Source organism: Actinoplanes teichomyceticus ATCC 31121 (assembly GCF_003711105.1).
Classification (GTDB): Bacteria; Actinomycetota; Actinomycetes; order Mycobacteriales; family Micromonosporaceae; genus Actinoplanes; species Actinoplanes teichomyceticus.
Genome location: NZ_CP023865.1, coordinates 3247971 through 3264479 on the forward strand (window position 1 = coordinate 3247971; position 16509 = coordinate 3264479).

Annotated in this window: 13 protein-coding genes; 9 read left to right on the plus strand and 4 right to left on the minus strand. The window is 74.8% G+C overall.

Annotated features, from left to right (window positions below):
- The first annotated feature begins 1 nt into the window (after position 1).
- The 5 genes from ACTEI_RS14595 to ACTEI_RS14615 all read left to right on the plus strand — a co-directional run bounded on the left by ACTEI_RS14595 (position 2) and on the right by ACTEI_RS14615 (position 4562).
- Positions 2-391, plus strand: a complete 390-nt coding sequence (locus tag ACTEI_RS14595) for a hypothetical protein (protein ID WP_145831080.1) — start codon at positions 2-4, stop codon at positions 389-391.
- Positions 388-1245 (plus strand): HAD-IIB family hydrolase, encoded by an 858-nt coding sequence (locus tag ACTEI_RS14600; protein WP_145831079.1) that lies wholly within the window; start codon positions 388-390, stop codon positions 1243-1245. The genes ACTEI_RS14595 and ACTEI_RS14600 overlap by 4 nt, the downstream gene beginning before the upstream one ends.
- 113 nt (positions 1246-1358) lie before the next feature.
- A complete protein-coding gene (add, locus tag ACTEI_RS14605) occupies positions 1359-2354 on the plus strand; it encodes an adenosine deaminase (protein ID WP_122982147.1) in 996 nt (331 codons plus the stop codon).
- Positions 2344-3774, plus strand: a complete 1431-nt coding sequence (locus tag ACTEI_RS14610; protein WP_122978161.1) for a GuaB1 family IMP dehydrogenase-related protein — start codon at positions 2344-2346, stop codon at positions 3772-3774. The genes add and ACTEI_RS14610 overlap by 11 nt, the downstream gene beginning before the upstream one ends.
- A 53-nt stretch (positions 3775-3827) precedes the next feature.
- On the plus strand, positions 3828-4562 hold the full coding sequence (locus ACTEI_RS14615) for an HAD family hydrolase (protein ID WP_164465956.1): 735 nt from the start codon (positions 3828-3830) through the stop codon (positions 4560-4562).
- Positions 4563-4595: 33 nt separating this feature from the next.
- Here ACTEI_RS14615 and ACTEI_RS14620 read toward each other — a convergent pair whose 3' ends face one another.
- From ACTEI_RS14620 to ACTEI_RS14630, 3 genes are read right to left on the minus strand one after another with little or no spacing between them, the layout of a single operon-like run.
- Positions 4596-5615 carry an LLM class flavin-dependent oxidoreductase gene (locus ACTEI_RS14620; RefSeq protein WP_122978163.1) on the minus strand — a complete coding sequence of 340 codons (1020 nt, stop codon included), beginning with the start codon at positions 5613-5615 and terminating at the stop codon, positions 4596-4598.
- Entirely contained in the window at positions 5612-7141 is a 1530-nt protein-coding gene (locus ACTEI_RS14625) for a cupin domain-containing protein (RefSeq protein ID WP_122978164.1), read from the minus strand. Before ACTEI_RS14625 ends, ACTEI_RS14620 begins: the two co-directional genes overlap by 4 nt.
- A 33-nt stretch (positions 7142-7174) precedes the next feature.
- The gene (locus ACTEI_RS14630; protein ID WP_164465957.1) at positions 7175-8392 is read right to left on the minus strand and encodes an MFS transporter; all 1218 of its coding nucleotides are present in this window, start codon (positions 8390-8392) and stop codon (positions 7175-7177) included.
- A 259-nt stretch (positions 8393-8651) separates the two neighbouring features.
- Here ACTEI_RS14630 and ACTEI_RS14635 point away from each other — a divergent pair, with 259 nt between their 5' ends.
- On the plus strand, positions 8652-10151 hold the full coding sequence (locus tag ACTEI_RS14635) for a GMC family oxidoreductase (RefSeq protein WP_164465958.1): 1500 nt from the start codon (positions 8652-8654) through the stop codon (positions 10149-10151).
- 186 nt (positions 10152-10337) lie between these two features.
- On the opposite strand, the gene ACTEI_RS36975 is transcribed toward ACTEI_RS14635, so the two are convergent.
- Positions 10338-10619: a hypothetical protein gene (locus ACTEI_RS36975; RefSeq protein WP_145831078.1), complete on the minus strand. Its 282-nt coding sequence runs from the start codon at positions 10617-10619 to the stop codon at positions 10338-10340.
- A 27-nt stretch (positions 10620-10646) separates the two neighbouring features.
- On the opposite strand from ACTEI_RS36975, the gene ACTEI_RS14640 reads away from it, so the two are divergent.
- The 3 genes from ACTEI_RS14640 to ACTEI_RS14650 are packed head-to-tail and all read left to right on the plus strand — an operon-like array spanning position 10647 to position 16507.
- Positions 10647-12227: a condensation domain-containing protein gene (locus tag ACTEI_RS14640; RefSeq protein WP_122978167.1), complete on the plus strand. Its 1581-nt coding sequence runs from the start codon at positions 10647-10649 to the stop codon at positions 12225-12227.
- Between the two features lie 40 nt (positions 12228-12267).
- Positions 12268-12999, plus strand: coding sequence for a hypothetical protein (locus ACTEI_RS14645; RefSeq protein WP_122978168.1), 732 nt, complete (start codon positions 12268-12270; stop codon positions 12997-12999).
- Between the two features lie 19 nt (positions 13000-13018).
- On the plus strand, positions 13019-16507 hold the full coding sequence (locus ACTEI_RS14650) for a non-ribosomal peptide synthetase (RefSeq protein WP_122978169.1): 3489 nt from the start codon (positions 13019-13021) through the stop codon (positions 16505-16507).
- Positions 16508-16509: the final 2 nt, after the last annotated feature.

Below are 16509 nucleotides of genomic sequence, written 5' to 3' on the forward strand. Positions count from 1 at the left end.
CGTGGAGACCACCGGCGCCGGACACGCCCCGCCGACCGGTCCGGCCGTCCACTGGGACGTCGCCGACCGCGACGGGACCGTGAGCTGGCCCGGGCTGGAAGGCGAACAGTGGACCCTCAGCTGCGACGCCCCGGTCCGGCTGTCCTTCTCGGGGGAGCGACTGGTCACGGTGGACGTGCTCAGCATCTCGGACCGGCTGCGCGGCGTCGGCATCAGCGGGGCGCCGGGCCGGCACTATTTCGACAGCGGCTGGCTCTGGCTGCCGCTGTCGGACGCGCCGGTCACCCGGCAGGTCTCCGGCCCGGCGCGGGTCGAGGTGACCCTGGTGGGCCAACTGCTCGTGCGGGTCCGGTTCCGACTCGACCCGGCGACGTCCGGAGAGGAACGGTGAGGCCGGATCATGCCCGGCTCGGCTCGGTGCGGATGGTCGCGGCGGATCTGGACGGCACCATGCTGACCTCGGCGGGGGCGATCTCCCCGCGGGTCCGGGCCGCCCTGGCCGCCGCGTCGCGGCGCGCGGTACGGCTGGCCTTCGTCACCGGCCGGCCGCTCGCGCCCACCGCCGTCCTGCTGCGCGACGCCGGGGTACGGGGAAGCCTGGCCGCCAGCAACGGTGCGGTGGTGTGCGACGCCCGCGGCCGGGTGCTGCATCGGCGGATCCTCGACGGGGCACGGGCGCAGCGGGCCCTGCGCGACCTGGGCCGGGTTCCCGGCCTGGTGCTGGGCGCGGTGCTGGAGCACGAACTCGTCCTCGACCGGGGTTTCCCGGCCGACCTCGCGCACGAGTGGCGCGACCAGATCTGTGCGGGGTCGGTCGCCACGGCGGTTGCCGACGGCGTGGTGCTGAAGCTGCTGCTGGCGCACGCCACGGAACCGGTCGACACGCTGGCGCCGGTCGTCCAGGCCGCCCTCGGCCGCGACTTCGCGGTCACCTACTCGACCCGCCGGTTCGTCGAGGTGTCGCATCCGCAGGCGAACAAGGGCGCGGCGGTGGCCGCCCTCGCGGAGGCGGCCGGGGTGCCCTGCTCCGCGGTGGCCTGCATCGGCGACATGCCGAACGACCTGCCGATGCTGTCGTACGCGGGAGTCGCGGCGGCGGTGCGCAACGCGCATCCGGCGGTGCTGGCCGCCGCCGACATCGTCACGGCGGGCAACGACGAGGACGGCGTGGCGCACCTGCTGGAGGCGATCGTCGCCGCGCGCGGCGTGGCGCCCTGCGGTCCCCTCGCCGACCATGCCGGATAACCGTACCGATAATGGGAATTCTGCTGGGAGCGGTGTCCCGTCTCCGGCCGCGGCGCGGCAGCCGGACCGCCGACGCGGTGAGTGCCGGGTGGGTGTCGAAGGAGAGGAGCCGCATGACGGACCGGGTGAGCACTGCGGAGATTCCCAAGGCGGAGATGCATGTACACCTGGAAGGCACGGTGCGTCCCGCCACGCTGCTGGCCATCGCCCGCCGTAACGACGTGGCGCTGCCCGCCGACACGGTGGCCGGCCTGGAGCGGCTCTACCGGTTCACCGACCTGCAGCACTTCATCCAAACCTGGATCATGACGACCAACTGTCTGCGTACCGGTGCGGACTTCCGCCGGATCACGCTGGCCTACGTGGAGGAGATCGCGCGGCAGGGCGCCGTGTATCTCGAGGCGATCTTCTCGCCGGCCGAGCGGGTGCAGCGTGGCGTCGACTGGGACGAGATCTTCGCCGGGTACTGCGACGCGGCCGCCGAGGCCGGCGAGCGTCACGGCGTCACGGTGGTCCTGGCGCCGGACCTCTACCGGGGCATCGACGTGCGGCTGGCCGAGGAGTGCGCGCGGGTGGCCGGCCGGTACCGCGACCGCGGCATCACCGGTCTGGGCATCGGTGGCCGGCCGGAGGCCATGCCACTGTCCGCCTACGACCGCGCGCTGCGGATCGCCGCGGACCAGGGGCTGGCCTTCCTGCCGCACGGCGGGGAGGGCTGCGACCCGGAGTCGGTGCGCGAACTGCTGCCGTACGCGCCGGCGCGCATCCGGCACGGCATCGGCGCGTGGCGTGACGAGGAGCTCATGGCCGAGCTGGCCGAGCGGCGGATCGTGCTGGACGTGTGCCCCACCTCGAACCTGCGTACCGGTGCGGTGCGTGACCTGGCCGAGCATCCGCTGCCCCGGCTGCGCGCCGCCGGTGTGCGATGCACGGTCAGCACCGACGATCCGGCGATGTTCCACACCGACCTGACGACCGAGTACCGCGTGGCGGCCGGCCTGGGCGTCAGCGCGACCGACATCTGGGCGGCGGTCGTGGCCGGCGCCACCGCGCCGGAACCGATCCGGACGCGCCTGGCCGCCCGAGTGGAGAGCTCACATGCGCTTTGAGGGCCGAGTGCCACCTCACGAACTCACCTACGCCGACGTCTTCATCCGGCCGGCACGCTCGGCGGTGGCATCCCGCCACGAGGTGGATCTGACGACCGGCGACCGCAGCGGTACGACCGTCCCGGTGATCGCCGCGAACATGACCTCGGTGTCCGGCCGCCGGATGGCCGAGACGCTGGCCCGCCGCGGCGCGTTGGCGGTACTCCCGCAGGACCTGCCGCCCGGCACCGCGGCCGAGGCGGTGGCCTGGGTCAAGAGCCGGCATCCCCGGTACGAGACGCCGGTCGTCGTGCCGGTGGACACCGCGCCCGAGGCGGCCGCGGGGTCGATGGAGCGCCGCGCGCACCGCTGCGCGGTGGTGGTCGACGGGGACACCCCGGTCGGCGTGCTCACCGAGGAGGCCGCGCGTGCCGGCCGGGCCGCCCGGAGCGTCGCGGAGCTGATGGACCGTGACCCCCTCACTCTCGCCGACGGAACGGATCCGCTGGCCGGGTACGAGGCGCTGCACGCGGCGCAGCGGCAGGTGGCCCTCGTGCTCGCCGCGGACGGTTCGCTGACCGGGATTCTCACCCCGGCCGGCGCCGTCCGGGCGAGCATCTACCGGCCGGCGCTGGACGCCGGCGGGCGGCTACGGGTGGCCGCCGCGCTCGGCGTCAACGGCGATCTGGAGATCGCCGTCAAGCAGCTCGTCTCGGCCGGCGTCGACCTGCTGGTGCTCGACACCGCGCACGGTCATCAGGACCGGGTGATCGCGGCGATGCGGACCCTTCGCGAGCTGGCGCCGGACATCCCGCTGGCGGCGGGCAACGTGGTCACCGCCGCCGGGGTCGCGGACCTGGTGCGCTCGGGCGCCGACATCGTCAAGGTCGGGGTCGGTCCGGGGGCGATGTGCACCACCCGGATGATGACCGGGGTGGGCCGGCCGCAGTTCAGCGCGGTGCTGGAATGCGCGGCGCAGGCCGGCGAGCTCGGCGCGACCGTGTGGGCCGACGGCGGCTGCCGGCACCCGCGCGACGTGGTGCTGGCCCTCGCGGCCGGCGCCTCCGCGGTGATGGTGGGCTCGCTGCTGGCCGGAACGCACGAGTCGCCCGGCCCAGCCCGCCGCGACGAGCACGGCCGGTTGTACAAGGACCACTTCGGAATGGCCTCGCGGCGGGCGGTGACGGCCCGCACGGCCGGCGAGCCGGCCCTGGTGCGAGCGCGTAAGGCGTTCTTCGAGGAGGGCGTGTCCGGCGGCCGGCGCTACCTGGACCCGGCCCGGCCGGGCGCCGAGGATCTGCTGGACGTCATCACGTCCGGCATCCGCTCGGCATGCGCCTACGTGGGGGCGCGGACGCTGCCGGAGTTCCGGGAGAACGTGGTGCTGGGCGTGCAGAGTCCGGCCGGCTTCGCGGAGGGTGAACCGCTCCGGGCGGTCTAGTCCACCGTGGTTACATGACAGGATCGTCCAGCACCCCCACTCCAGGAGAACGTGTGAACGTGACGCCGACCATCGACCACATCGTCTGGGACTGGAACGGCACGATCTTCGGTGACAGCCGCGCCCTGATCGATGCGACGATCGACGCCTTCGCGGCCTGTGGCATGGCGCCCATCACCCGCGCCGACTACCAGCGCCACCACATGCAACCGATCACCGAGTTCTACAACCGGCTGGTCGGCCGGCGCCTCACCGACCGGGAACAGGCCGACCTCGATCGCAGCTTCCACGAGGCGTACGCCCGGCACCGCGCCCGGGTCACGCTGACCGGTGACGCCGCGGAAGCCCTGGAGCTCTGGGCCGGCACCGGCAAAACCCAGTCACTGCTGTCGATGTACCCGCACGAGCGCCTGCTGCCCCTGGTGCACGAGGCCGGCATCGCGCATCACTTCACCCGGATCGACGGCACGGACGGCATCGAGATCGTCCGCAAGGCCCCGCACCTGCGCCGGCATCTGGAGCACCTGGGCCTGCCGGCGGAGCGGGTGCTGATCGTGGGCGACAGCGTGGACGACTGCGTGGCCGCGCGGGAATGCGGCGTGCACTGCGTCGTCTACCACGCGGGCGAGGACGCGCTGCACGCCCGGGAACACTTCGCCGAGCTCGACGTACCGATCGTGCCCAGCCTGCGCGAGGTCCTCGACCGCCTGTCGCACGACGGCGACCTGCTGGCCGTGCGGGCGCTCAGCCCCGAGACGCCGGTCGTCGCCGCGGTGCCGGGCGAGTGACCGCGACGTGATCCGTGGTGCGCACACCGCGGATCACGTCGCCGAGCCGGTGATCCGGGCGGTCACCGCCGGCACGACTTCGGTCGCGAAGGCGGTGACCGCCTCGACCGCCGCCGGATGACTGAACCCGGGCAGCCGGCCCCACAGGCACAGATGGTCGAACGGCACCTGCCGGTGCAGGTCCACGATGCGGTCGGCGACCGTGGCCGGGGAGCCGACCAGCACCGCGTCGCGGGCGACGGTCTCCGGTCCCGGTACCGGTGGCACCGCGGCGCCCGCCGGCAGCTGGTGCGTCGCGAAGCCGTGGTCCAGCGCGGCAATCGCCGGAGCGGCCTCCCGCCAGGCCGTGGCGTCGTCCCGGGCGACGTGCACGGTGGCGCCGAGGACCAGCGGCACGTGCCCGGTGCGCCCGGCGTCCGCCAGAGCCTCGCGCCACCTGGCGTACCGCTCGGTGACGCCGGCGCCGCCGTACAGCAGCAAACCGTCGGCGATCCGCGCCGCCCGGTCGAACGCGGGCCCGCTGAAGGCGCCGACGTAGATCGGGACGCGCCGGCCCGGGACCGGCGTGAAGGGCCCGTCCGGCAGCGTCCAGCGGCGGCCCGCGAAGCCGGTACGACCGGTCTGCCACACCTGCCGGCAGATGGCGACCGCCTCTTCCAGACGGGACGGCCGCTGCCGTGCCGGCACGCCGAACAGCTCGTTCTCCCGGTCCACGTAACCCTGCACCAGGGTGAGCGTCAGCCGGCCGCCGGAGACGAGGTCCGCGACGGCGACGTCCTCGGCCAGCCGCAGCGGATGGTGCAGCGGCGCCACGACGGCGTTCGTACCGATGCCGATATGCCTGGTCCGGGCGGCCACCGCGGCGGCCATGACCAGCGGCGAGGGCAGAAAGCCGTCGATCGCGCCGTGGTGCTCCGGCAGCCACACGGTGGCGTAGCCGAGGGTCTCCGCCAGCACGATCTCGTCGAGACACTCGGCGTAGTAGGCGGCGTCGGTGATCCCGGGCAGCGGGCGCCGGAAGTCGTGGACGACCCCGAAGGTCGGCGCGGTCATCGCGGCGACCCGTCGTCGTGATGGTCGGCCGGTGTCCACGAGGGGGTCGACACCGCCCACAACCGCATGCCGTCCGGCCCCGCGCGGAAGCCGTGCCGGACGCCGGGTGGCACGACCACCACCTGACCGGCGGTCACGCTCGACTCCGTGCCGTCCAGCAGCACGCGCCCGGAGCCCGCCGCGACGATGAACGTCTCCTCGGTGGTCTCGTGCCGGTGCACCGGTATCCGGCCGTCCGGGCGCAGCGTGGAATGCGCGAGGCTGTGCCGCCGCTGCGAGCCGGGCAGGTGTGCGCCCACGACCTCGCGCAGCTCGTGGCCGCCGTCGGCCGGGCCGATCGGCGCGAGGTCGGCCGGATCGACCACGGTGGCCGGACGGTCGCGTACCTCGGTCAGCATCAGCTCGGCGAGCACCCGCTGCTCCCGGTCGGGGAAGGGCACCAATCCGCTGGCGGCGGTCTGCCACGTGCCGTCGAGCAGCCAGCGGCAGCCGAACATCATCAGGCCGTTGAACGGGTCCCACAGGTCGTCGCCGAGCGAACCGTGCGGGTAGGCGAGGTTCAACGGGCTCGCGTCGCCCAGCACGAACAGGTGCGACCCGTCCGGCCGGGTGAAGCCCGCGACGCCCGGCCGCTGCTGCCGGCACGGCCACCGGTGCAGATGGTCGAGGTCGAACTCGGTGGGCGCGTGGCCGGCGTTGATCAGGATCGCCCCGTCCGGCAGCCGGTCCATGACGGCCGCGTCCAGGGTGCCGTCCCGGCCGGACGCGGTGACGACCACCTCGGCCCGGGCAGCCGCGGTCGTCGCGTGCGGCGCCGTCGCGCAGCCGTGCAGGCGGGCCTCGACCAGGCGCAGCGGGTCCGGGTCGGCCACGGTCACGATGGCGCCCAGCGCGCGGGCCTGGGTCGCCACGCCTTTGCCGACGTTGCCGTATCCGAGCACCAGCACCCGGCGGCCGAGCAGACCGATCCCGGTGAGTGCGGAGAACGCCGTCCAGAGCGCGTCGGCGACGTGGAAGCGGTGCTCGACGAGCTGCTTGAGGGGGATGTCGTTCCAGTTCAGCACCGGCATGGGCAGTGGCGCCACGGCGGACAGACGATGGATGCCGGTGGTGGTGGACTCCATCGCGGCGCGGGGCGGGCAGCCGCGCCGCACCAGTTCGGCGATGAGCTCACCGCCCATCTCGGTGACCAGGTCGGGACGCCAGGCGACCGCCTCGTCGAGCGCGGCGCGCCGGTCCGCCGGTTTCGGCCCGCTGCTGAGCACCCGGGCGCCGCGCCCGCGCAGCTGATCCACCACGGCCGGATCGGCGGTCCCCGGGTCGCAGCTGCCGATCAGCAGCTCGGCGCCGGTCGACATCAGCCAGTCGAACAGCGGCATCATGTTCGGCACCAGGTGCAGCCAGCAGGCGAGCCGGCGGCCGGGATAGCGCAGCCCGGCCAGGTCGCCGGCCACCCGATGACTCACCGGCAGGGACCGGCGCAGCCACGGGTCACCCGGCACGTCCCGTTCGGTCAGATGCTCCATGCACGGTCCCCTCGCTGTGTCGGATACCCGCCGCTACGGCGAGTCGGCTCCCTCGACCGCCATCGCACGCGCCGGCATGTTGTCGGCCGGACGGCGCAGCGCGAGGAAGAGTGTGGTGAGAAACGCGGCCGTGCTGCCCGCGGCGCCCAGCGCGAAGGCGGTGGTCAGTCCGGTGTGCGGCAGCACCGCCCCGACCAGGGCCGAACCGCAGGCGCTGCCGCCCAGGAAGACCGCGGTGATCCAGGCGAACGCCTCGGTCACCGTGCCGGTCGGCACCACCCTGCCGACCAGGACGAAGCAGCAGGTCAGCACGGGCGCGAGCCCGAGGCCGGCGATGCCCATCAGGACCAGCTGCAGATTCGGGCCGGGCACCAGCACGAGCGGCCACGTGGCGACGGCCATGATCAGCGAGATGACGAGCAGGCGGCGCAGCGGGTCACCGGTCCACTGCCGAGCCCCGTACGCCAGACCACCGACCAGGCTCCCGACCGAGAATGCCGCCAGCTGCAGGCCGGCCAGTCCGTCCCGGCCGAGCATCTCGGCGTAGGCCACGGTGGCCACGTTGAGCACACCGACCAGGCTGCCCAGGAACACCATGGTGACCAGCAGCACGACCAGCGTCCTGGAGCGCAGCGCTCCGGCCCAGTCCGGCACCCGTTCGGCGCCGCGCCAGGACCGCACCGGCGGCAACGCCACGAACGCCAGGGTGCCGACCACCGCGATGCCGCCGATGACCAGTACGGCGGTGGCCGGGTCCACGGCGCCGTACAGCAGCACGACCAGCACCGGGCCGGAGACGAAGAGGATGTTCTGCAGCGCCGAGTCGAGCGCGTAGGCCACCTCGACCGTGGACTCGTCCGGCAACACGCTCGGCCACACGCTGCGCAGCGCCGGTTCCAGCGGCGGCATGAAGAAGCCGGCGAGCCCGACGCCCAGGAGCACGATCGGGGTGTGCCGCACGCCGAACCCGGCCAGCAGCGCGAATCCCAGCCCGGAGATGAGCGCGGCAACCGGCAGCGGCACCTTCTGCCCGCGCTTGTCGATGAGCCGGGCCAGCACCGGGGCCCCGACGGCGGAGCAGGCGGCGTACAGCGCCGTGATCGCGCCGAGGCGGCCGTAGGCGACGTCGTGCGCCCGCAGGAACAGCACGATCGCGAGCGAGCCCATGCCGGCCGGGAGGCGGCCGAGGAAGTTCCAGATGAGCAGCGATGATGCGTACCTTTGGCGGAGGCAGAAAAGGTATTTGCGCATCAACATCCATCCTTCGGGTGACCGAGTCGGCGCGCCGGCAGCCGAAGCGCCATCTTCGCAGTACGCCACAAACGTGGGCAAGCCGCCGTAGCTAGACATCGATCAAGTCGCATGACAGGCTATCCCACGGTTCCGTCGCCGCCGCGGGATGTGCGGCGCTGCCCCCGGACGGCTTCCTGCTCGGGTCTCGCCGAGGCGGTCCGGTGTGGACCCGGCGGCGAAAGCGGAACACATGGCGTCAACCGATCGAGGAGCGCGAATGCACAGTCCTCCTGCCGGAACCTACGACGTGATCATTCTGGGGGGAGGGGTGGCGGGTTGCGTCCTCGCCGCCCGCCTGAGTGAGTCTCCAGAGACCTCCGTTCTGCTCGTGGAGGCCGGCCCGGACTACGGGCCGGACCGCTCCGCATGGCCCGAGAAGGAGCTCAACGCGCGCGTCCTGCCCCGCGAGGACGTCTGGGAGCCGGTCGCCGAGCCGTACCGGATCCGCGCCCGGGTGCTCGGCGGCTCCTCGGTCATCAACGGCTGCTGGCACACCTGGGGCAGCGCCCACGACTACGCCGAGTGGGCGGCCGTGGCCGGTCCGGAGTGGTCCGAGGCGGCGCTGGAGCCGTTCCGGCGGCAGGCCGTCGCCAAGATGCGGGTGCGCCCGGTGCCGGACAGCGAACTGTCCCCCTGGAGCAGCGGCTCGCTCACCGCGGCCGGCGAGCTGGGCTACCCGTGGGAGGCCGACATGGCGGCGCCGTCGTCGGGCCCCTCGTGCGGCTGCCCACCCGTCAACGCGGTCGGCTCGCTGCGCTGGAACGCCGCATTCGCCTATCTGGAGGAGGCCCGCGCACGCCCGAACCTCACGATCCTCGACCGCACGGCCGTCCATCGGCTGATCATCCGGGACGGCGCCGTGACCGGCGCGGAGGTCGAGCGGGACGGGCAGCGCAGCACGCTCACCGGCGGCGCGTACATCCTCTCCGCCGGCGCCTTCGGCTCGCCCGCGGTGCTGCTGCGCAGTGGGGTGGGCCCGGCCGCCGACCTGGAGTCGCTGGGCATCCCGGTCCAGATCGACCTGCCCGGCGTCGGCGCGAACCTGACCGATCATCCCAGCCTCGTGCTGCCGTTGACGCCCACCGCGGAGCTCAATGCCGCGCTGCTGGAACGCGAGGAGGCCGGCGAACTGTACGCCAGTCAGGTCGCGATCAAGGCGGCCAGCCCGCTGTGCGCGGACGGATCCTGGGACCTGCACCTGCTGCCGACCGCCGGCGCGCCGCTGTTCGGCACGCTCCCGCGCGGCCAGTACGAGGTCGGCATCGCCGCTTTCCTGATGAAGCCGCACTCCCGTGGCCGGGTGTTCCTGCGGTCGGCCGATCCCGCCGTGCCGATCGGCATCGAGCCGGGGTTCCTGAGCGACCCGGAAGGCCGGGACCTGCGGGTCGCGCGGTGGGGGCTGACCCGGGCGGTCGAACTCGCCGGCAGCGTGGCGCTGAAGTCGCTGGCCACCGTGCGCCCCGGTCCGCTGCCGCACGAGTTGCCCGACGCCGACCTGCGCGCCCAGGCCGGCAGCTACTGGCATCCGGTGTCCACGTGCGCGGCCGGCCGGGACGGCGATGAGGCGGCGGTCGTCGACGGGACCGGCCGGGTGCGCGGCCTGTCCAACCTCCGCGTGATCGACGCCTCCATCCTGCCCACGATCACGGCCTCGAACACCCAGCTGCCCACGCTGGTGGTCGCCGAGATGCTGGCTGCCCGGATCCGCGGGCAGTGACGACGCGCCGCGTCGCCCCGGCCGCGCGACGGCCGGGGCGACGCGGCGCGCGAGACGATGTCGTCGACCCGGCGGCCCCGGGGCGTTCCGGCGCTGTATGCGGAGCCGCCGGGACCGTCTCGCGGCAGTCCGGCCGCCCGGCCGGGAGTCGCACCCGGGAACCGCCGGTTGGCCGGCATCCCCGGCTCACGTGCGCGCCCGGCCCGGCTTCAGCGCCTCGAACGGGACATGCCGCGTCGCCGGAATTCCCGATCCGAACACCGAGAAGCCATCCCGGCGCGGGCCGGCGGAGGCGCCGGTCGGCAGCCCGCCGGTCGGTGCCCGCGTCACCGTCCCGTGCGGAGCGACGTGACCTGCCAACATGGTGCGGCCTGTTGCGATGTCGTCACCCCATTGGTTAGCGTCGATGGCCGCGACCGATCGCCCGCGGCGCGGTCCGCCCGCGGCCGTGGTCGAGCGTGACGTCATGGATACGAGCGGGGGACTTGATCCAGCGTGACCGTCGACGAACATCGGATGCCGGCCGTGCTCGCCACGATCGCGCAGATCTGGGCAGCGCTTCTCGGCAGCTGTCCGGAGCGGGACAGCTCCTTCTTCGAGGCGGGCGGCGACTCCCTCACCGCGGTCCGGCTGCTGGCGCGGATCCGCCGCGAACTCGGGATCGAGCTCACGCTCACCGACATCATCACGCACCCCCAGCTGGCCACCCTGGCCGCTCTCGCCGAACGCCGCCGTGCCGTCGCGGACGCCCCCGCGGACCCCGAACCGGTGATCACCGCCGCCGGGCGGCACCCGGTCAACGCCAACCAGGCCGCGCGTCTGATGCGGGCCCGGCGGGCGCTGGCCGCGGGCACCGGCGGCTGGAACACCACCACCTCCGTCATCGCCGCGGGCTACCGCATCGAAGGCGATCTCGATCAGGCGGCGCTGTCGGCCGCGGTCGCCACCGTCGCGGGCCGGCACGACGGGCTGCGCACCGCGTTCTCACCGGACGACTTCACCCAGTGGGTGGTGCCCGGCGCCGTTGTCCGGCTGCAGACCGTGGCGGCCGGCGGCCCGCCGCTCGGCGAGCTGGCGACGCGGCCGTTCGACCTGGGCGCGGGTGTGCTGGCCCGGTTCCTGCTGCGCCGCGTCGGCCCGCGCGAGCACGAATTCTGGTTCGGAGTGGAGCACCTGGTCGCCGACCGGGCGGCGGTGCGCATCCTGCTGGAGGAGATCTCCCAGGTCTACCGCGCCGCCGTCACCGGCGCGTCCCCGCCCGGACTGCCCGAGCCCCTGCCGAACCACGCGGTCGGATACCTGGAGGACCGCTACTGCGCCTCGGCGGCGGGCCGTCGCGCGTACGACTGGTGGGCCCGGTACGCCGGTGACCGGCCGCTGTGGCCGGCACTGGACTATCCGGGGTCGCGGCAGCCGCGGGGCGACGAGTGGGAGCACGGCGTCACGCACCGGGTCGAGATCGAGCCGGACGTGGTCGCGGGGCTGGCCGCCCACGCCCGGCAGGACGGGTCGCTATGGCTGCTGGTCTCGCTGGCGGCGCTCATCGGGGCGGTGGCCGAGCGTACCGGCGCGGACCGGGTCCCGGTGCTGGTGCCGATCGGCAACCGGCAGCTGCCGGGCACGGAGAGCGTGGTGTCGTTCCTGACCACCAACCTGGCCCTGGACGTGCCCGGCCTGCGCGAGGCCGAGCCGCTGGACGCGCTCAAGCAGGTGCGCGAACTGCTGGTCGACGCGCTCACCCACGCGGCGTACCCGGCACAGCGGCTGATCCGCGAGCTCACCCCGCAGGACTGGGGCCATCCCCGCCGCCACCCGATCCTCTACCTGGACCTCGACAGCACCGTGGCGTGCGATCTGGAACTGGCCGGGTGCACGGTCACCGACCTGCCCGAGCCGGACGGCGCGGTCGGCCTGGGCATCTGGATCTGGATGCGGGCCGCCGCGGGCGGCATGCGTTTCACACTCAGACACCCCCGCGGCTACCTGCCGCCGGAGGAGAGCGCCGAGCTGGCGCAAGCGATCCGGCGCGGCATCGTCCGCCTCGCGGGCGCACTGAGCCGAGGGGAGCACAGGTGAAGCAGGTCCGCCACGGCCGTCGCCGGCCGGGGGTGCCCGGATGACGCCGCGCAGCTGCGTCGTGCTGGGCTGCGCCCGCAACGGTACGAGCATCAGCACCGCCGTCATCGCCGGGCTTGCCGGGCACCGGCTGGGCCCGGCGCTGCTGCCGCCCGATGAGTGGAACCGGGGCGGCTACTTCGAGAGCGAGCCGGTCAACGCGATCAACGACGAGCTGCTCGGCCGGCTGCCGTCGGTGACGCCGTGGGTTCCCGCGCCCCGCCACCGCTACCTCAGCGCGGTGCCCGCCGACCGGGTCGCGTTCGGGCCGGTGCCGGAGGCGATGCGGGGCACCATGGCCGAGCTGACCGGGCAGCGCCCGTTCTGCCTGAAGGACCCGCGCTTCTGCTACACGCTGACCGCCTGGGAGCCGTACCTCGACGACGCGCTGCGGGTGTGCGTCTTCCGTGACCCGCAGTCCGCGGCGCGCTCGCTGGTCCGCTTCGGCTCCGAGGTCAGCGCGGTGCCGATCGACCGGGAGATCGCGCTGGAGATCTGGCGGCTGGCGTACGCCAGCGCGCTGAGCCAGGTCTCGCGCGGCGAGTGGCTGTTCGTCGACGTCGACACGTTCGGGTCCGCCCGTACCCGCAAGCGCCTGGAGGCCGCGATCGGCGCGCCGCCGGCGTGGCACCTGTTCGACGCCCGCCGGGTCGGCGGCGAGCCGGGCCGCGGCCGGGACGACCTGCCGGCGAGCGTGCGCGAGGTCTACGACGAGCTGCTCGCCCGCAGCTGACCGGGTGAGGGGGCACCGGGTGGAGACCGCATGGACGCGCGTGATCGCGCGGGTGCTGCAACTGCCGGAGCGGCGGCTCCTCGCCGACGCGCCGAGCCGGTCGTTCGTCGCGCTCGGCGGGACGTCGATGCGCGGCGCCGAGCTGACCGCGCTCGCCGAACGGGAGCTGGGCCGCGCCCTCGATCTGGCCCGGCTGCTCAGCGCCGAACCACTGGCGCGGGTCGTGGCGCAGGCGGCGCCCGTCGCGCCCCCGCCCGAGCCGGCGCCCCCGGGCGCGGACGGCCCGCTGGATCTGCTTCCCGGGCAGCACGCCATGCTGGAGGCGGCGGACGTGCTCGGCAGCACCGCCTACCACCTGCTCTTCAGCGCGGTGCTCAGCGGGCCGCTGGACCGCTCCCGGCTGCGCGCGGCGCTCGACGAGGTGGTGTCCGCGCACGAGTCGCTGCGTACCTCGTTCACGCTGCGCCCGGACGGGACCCGGGGGCGAGCCGTCCACCCGCGGTGGAGGCCGGCGCTGCGGGAGCAGACGTTGCGTCCGGCGCCGGGCGAGGACCCCGTCGGGTCGGTCCACACCGGGCTCGCGGCGGCGAGCGCCCGCCTGCTGCACCCGTACGGCGCCCCGCCGGTGCATCTGGTGCTCACCCGCGTCCCGGACGGACCGTACGTGCTGACCCTGCTGGTGCACCACGCGCTCGCGGACGGCTGGAGCATCGGCATTTTCTGGCGCGACCTCGCCACCGCCTACGCGGGCGGACCGGTCACGCCGTCGACCACCGCGCTGGTCGCGGCGACCGCCGGTACCCAGCGGCAGGCGAGCGCCGCCGCCGAGCGTGCCCGCCAGCTCGCGGACGCGCCGTCGACGGTGCAGCTGCCGTCCCGGATCAGTCGTCCGGCCACGTTCGCCCCGGCGGCGGCCCGGCAGGTGTTCACCCTGCCGGACGGGGTCCGGGCCGGTTGCGACACGCTCGCCGCCGCCCTCGGGGTGACCCGCAACGCGCTGCTGCTCGCCGCCTGGGGACTGGTCGTCGCCCGCCGCTGCGACCTCGACGACCTGCTGGTCGGCGTGCCCGCGGCGGGCCGGCCCACGGCCGGGATGCGGGACGTCGTGGCCCTGTGCACCCGTGTGGTGCCGGTCCGGTTGCGACCGCGCGGGCGGATGTCCGTCGGCGACTACCTGACCGATGCCGCCGCGGCGCTGTCGCGGGCGCTCGCCTACGCCGACGTGCCGTTCGAGCGGCTCGTGCGGCACCTGCGCCGGGGCGGGGACCTCGCCCGCAACCCGCTGGTGCAGACGGCGTTCGCGCCGCACGACGAGCTGGTCCCGGCCCGCCTGGCCGCGGGCGGGGTGGAGTTGCGGATCCACGAGGGTCACTGCGGGGGGACCCCGTTCGACGCGATGCTGTACGTGCGGCGCTGGTCGCCCACGCCGGTGCTGGCCGTGGAGTACGCGGCCGCGGTGCTCGCGCCGGACGAGGCGGCGAGCCTGGCCGAGTCGTTCGTCGCCGCGTTGACCGAGCTGACCGCCGACCCGGGGGCGCCGCTGGAGACGGTGCGCACCATCGCCGAGGCGGACCGGGCGCTGCTGCGCGCGTGGGAGCAGGGACCACCCGTGTCGCAGCTGCCGGACCTGTGGGAGCTGTTCGCCGCCCAGGCCGCGGCGACACCGGCGGCGCCCGCGGTCTCCGGGGCCGGAGCCACCCACAGCTACCGCGAGCTGCTGGACGCGGCGACCGGCCTGGCGGCACGGCTGGCCGAGGTGGGCGTCGGGGTCGGCGACACGGTCGTCGTGGCCGTGCCGCGCTCGCCCGACGAGATCGTCGCGGTGCTGGCCGCGCTGCGCCTGGGCGCGGCGTACGTCGGCCTGGACGCCGAAGCGCCCGCGGCGCAGCAGGCCGCGATCCTCGCCGCGGCCGAGCCCCGGGCGGTCGTCGGCCGGCCCGGCGCGGGGCTGCGCGCGCCGCTGCCGGCGGGCTGCGTCCCGGTCGGACCGGGCGAGCGCGGCGCGCACCCGCCGCCCCGCCCGCCCGCCGATCCGGAGCGGGTCGCCTATGTGGCGTTCACCTCGGGGTCGACCGGCCTGCCGAAGGGCGTCCGGGTGCCGGTGCGCGGCGTGGTCCGCCTGGTGCACCGGGCCGGCCACGTCCGGCAGGGACCGGGGGAGCGGTACGCGCGCCTGGCGCCGCTCGCGTTCGACGCCTCGACCCTGGAGATCTTCGCCCCGCTGGTCAGCGGCGCCGCGATCGAGGTCTTCCCGGACACCCCGCCGAGCCCGTCGGCGCTGGCCGGCTTCCTCGCCGAGCGCGCGGTCACCGTGCTGTGGCTGACCGCCGGACTGTTCCGCCTGCTCGCCGAGCACCGGCCGGACGCCTTCGCGGGACTGCGGCAGGTGCTCACCGGTGGCGACGTGGTGCCGCCCGCGCAGGTGCGCCAGGTGCTCGAACGGTACCCCGGCCTGCGGGTGAGCAACGGGTACGGCCCGACCGAGAACACCACCTTCACCACCGTGGGACACCTCGACGACCCGGCCGAGGCCGACGATCCGTTGCCGATCGGCCGGCCGATCGCGGGAACCCGGGTGGCGGTGGTGGACCGGTCCGGACGCCGGGTCCCGCCCGGCGCGGTGGGCGAGCTGCGCACCTCGGGTCTCGGCCTCGCCCTCGGCTACGCGGGCGACGACGCCGCGACCGCCGCCGCGTTCGCGCCCCTGCCCGACGACCCGGACGAGGTGTTCTACGCGACCGGCGACATCGTGCGCTGGGACGCCGACGGGATGCTGCGGTTCCTCGGCCGCCGTGACCGCCAGGTCAAGGTGTTCGGGCACCGGATCGAGCTGCACGGGGTGGAGCGGGCGCTGCGCGAGCACCCGGCGGTCCGGGACGCGTACGTGGCGGTGGTCGGCGACGGCGCGTCGGCCCGGCTGCTGGCCGGGGTGGTCGCCGCCCCGGGCACGGACCCTGCCACGCTGCGCGAGCACGTCGGCCGGACGCAACCCGCCTACGCGGTGCCGTCGGACTGGGCGCTCGTCGCGCAGCTGCCGCTCACCGCCAACGGCAAGGTCGACGTCGCCGCGCTGCAGCGGCACGCGGCGGTCGCGCCCGCCGACGGTCCGGTCGCGCCCGCCGACGGTCCGGTCGCGCTCGCCGACGGTCCGGCCCCGCCCGCGGTGTCTGCCGGTGCGGCCGGTGCCGCCGGTGTCGCCGGTGCCGCCGGTGTCCGCGGTGTCGGCGGGGCCGGTGTGCCGGCGGCCGGGCCCGTCCGCCGGCTGGAGCCGGCGGACGTCGAGGATGTCGTCACCGCCGTCTGGATCGACGTGCTCGACGACGACGACTTCGGGCCCGAGGACGGGTTCTTCGAGGTGGGCGGCAGCTCGGTGCAGCTGATGGCGGTACGCAACCGGCTGCGCGACACCTGGCCCGGCTGCGCGCTCTCCACCCTGGACATGTACCGCCACCCGTCCGTGCGGGCGCTGGCGCGGCACATACACGCCCTGCTGCCGGCGGCGGGCTGAGC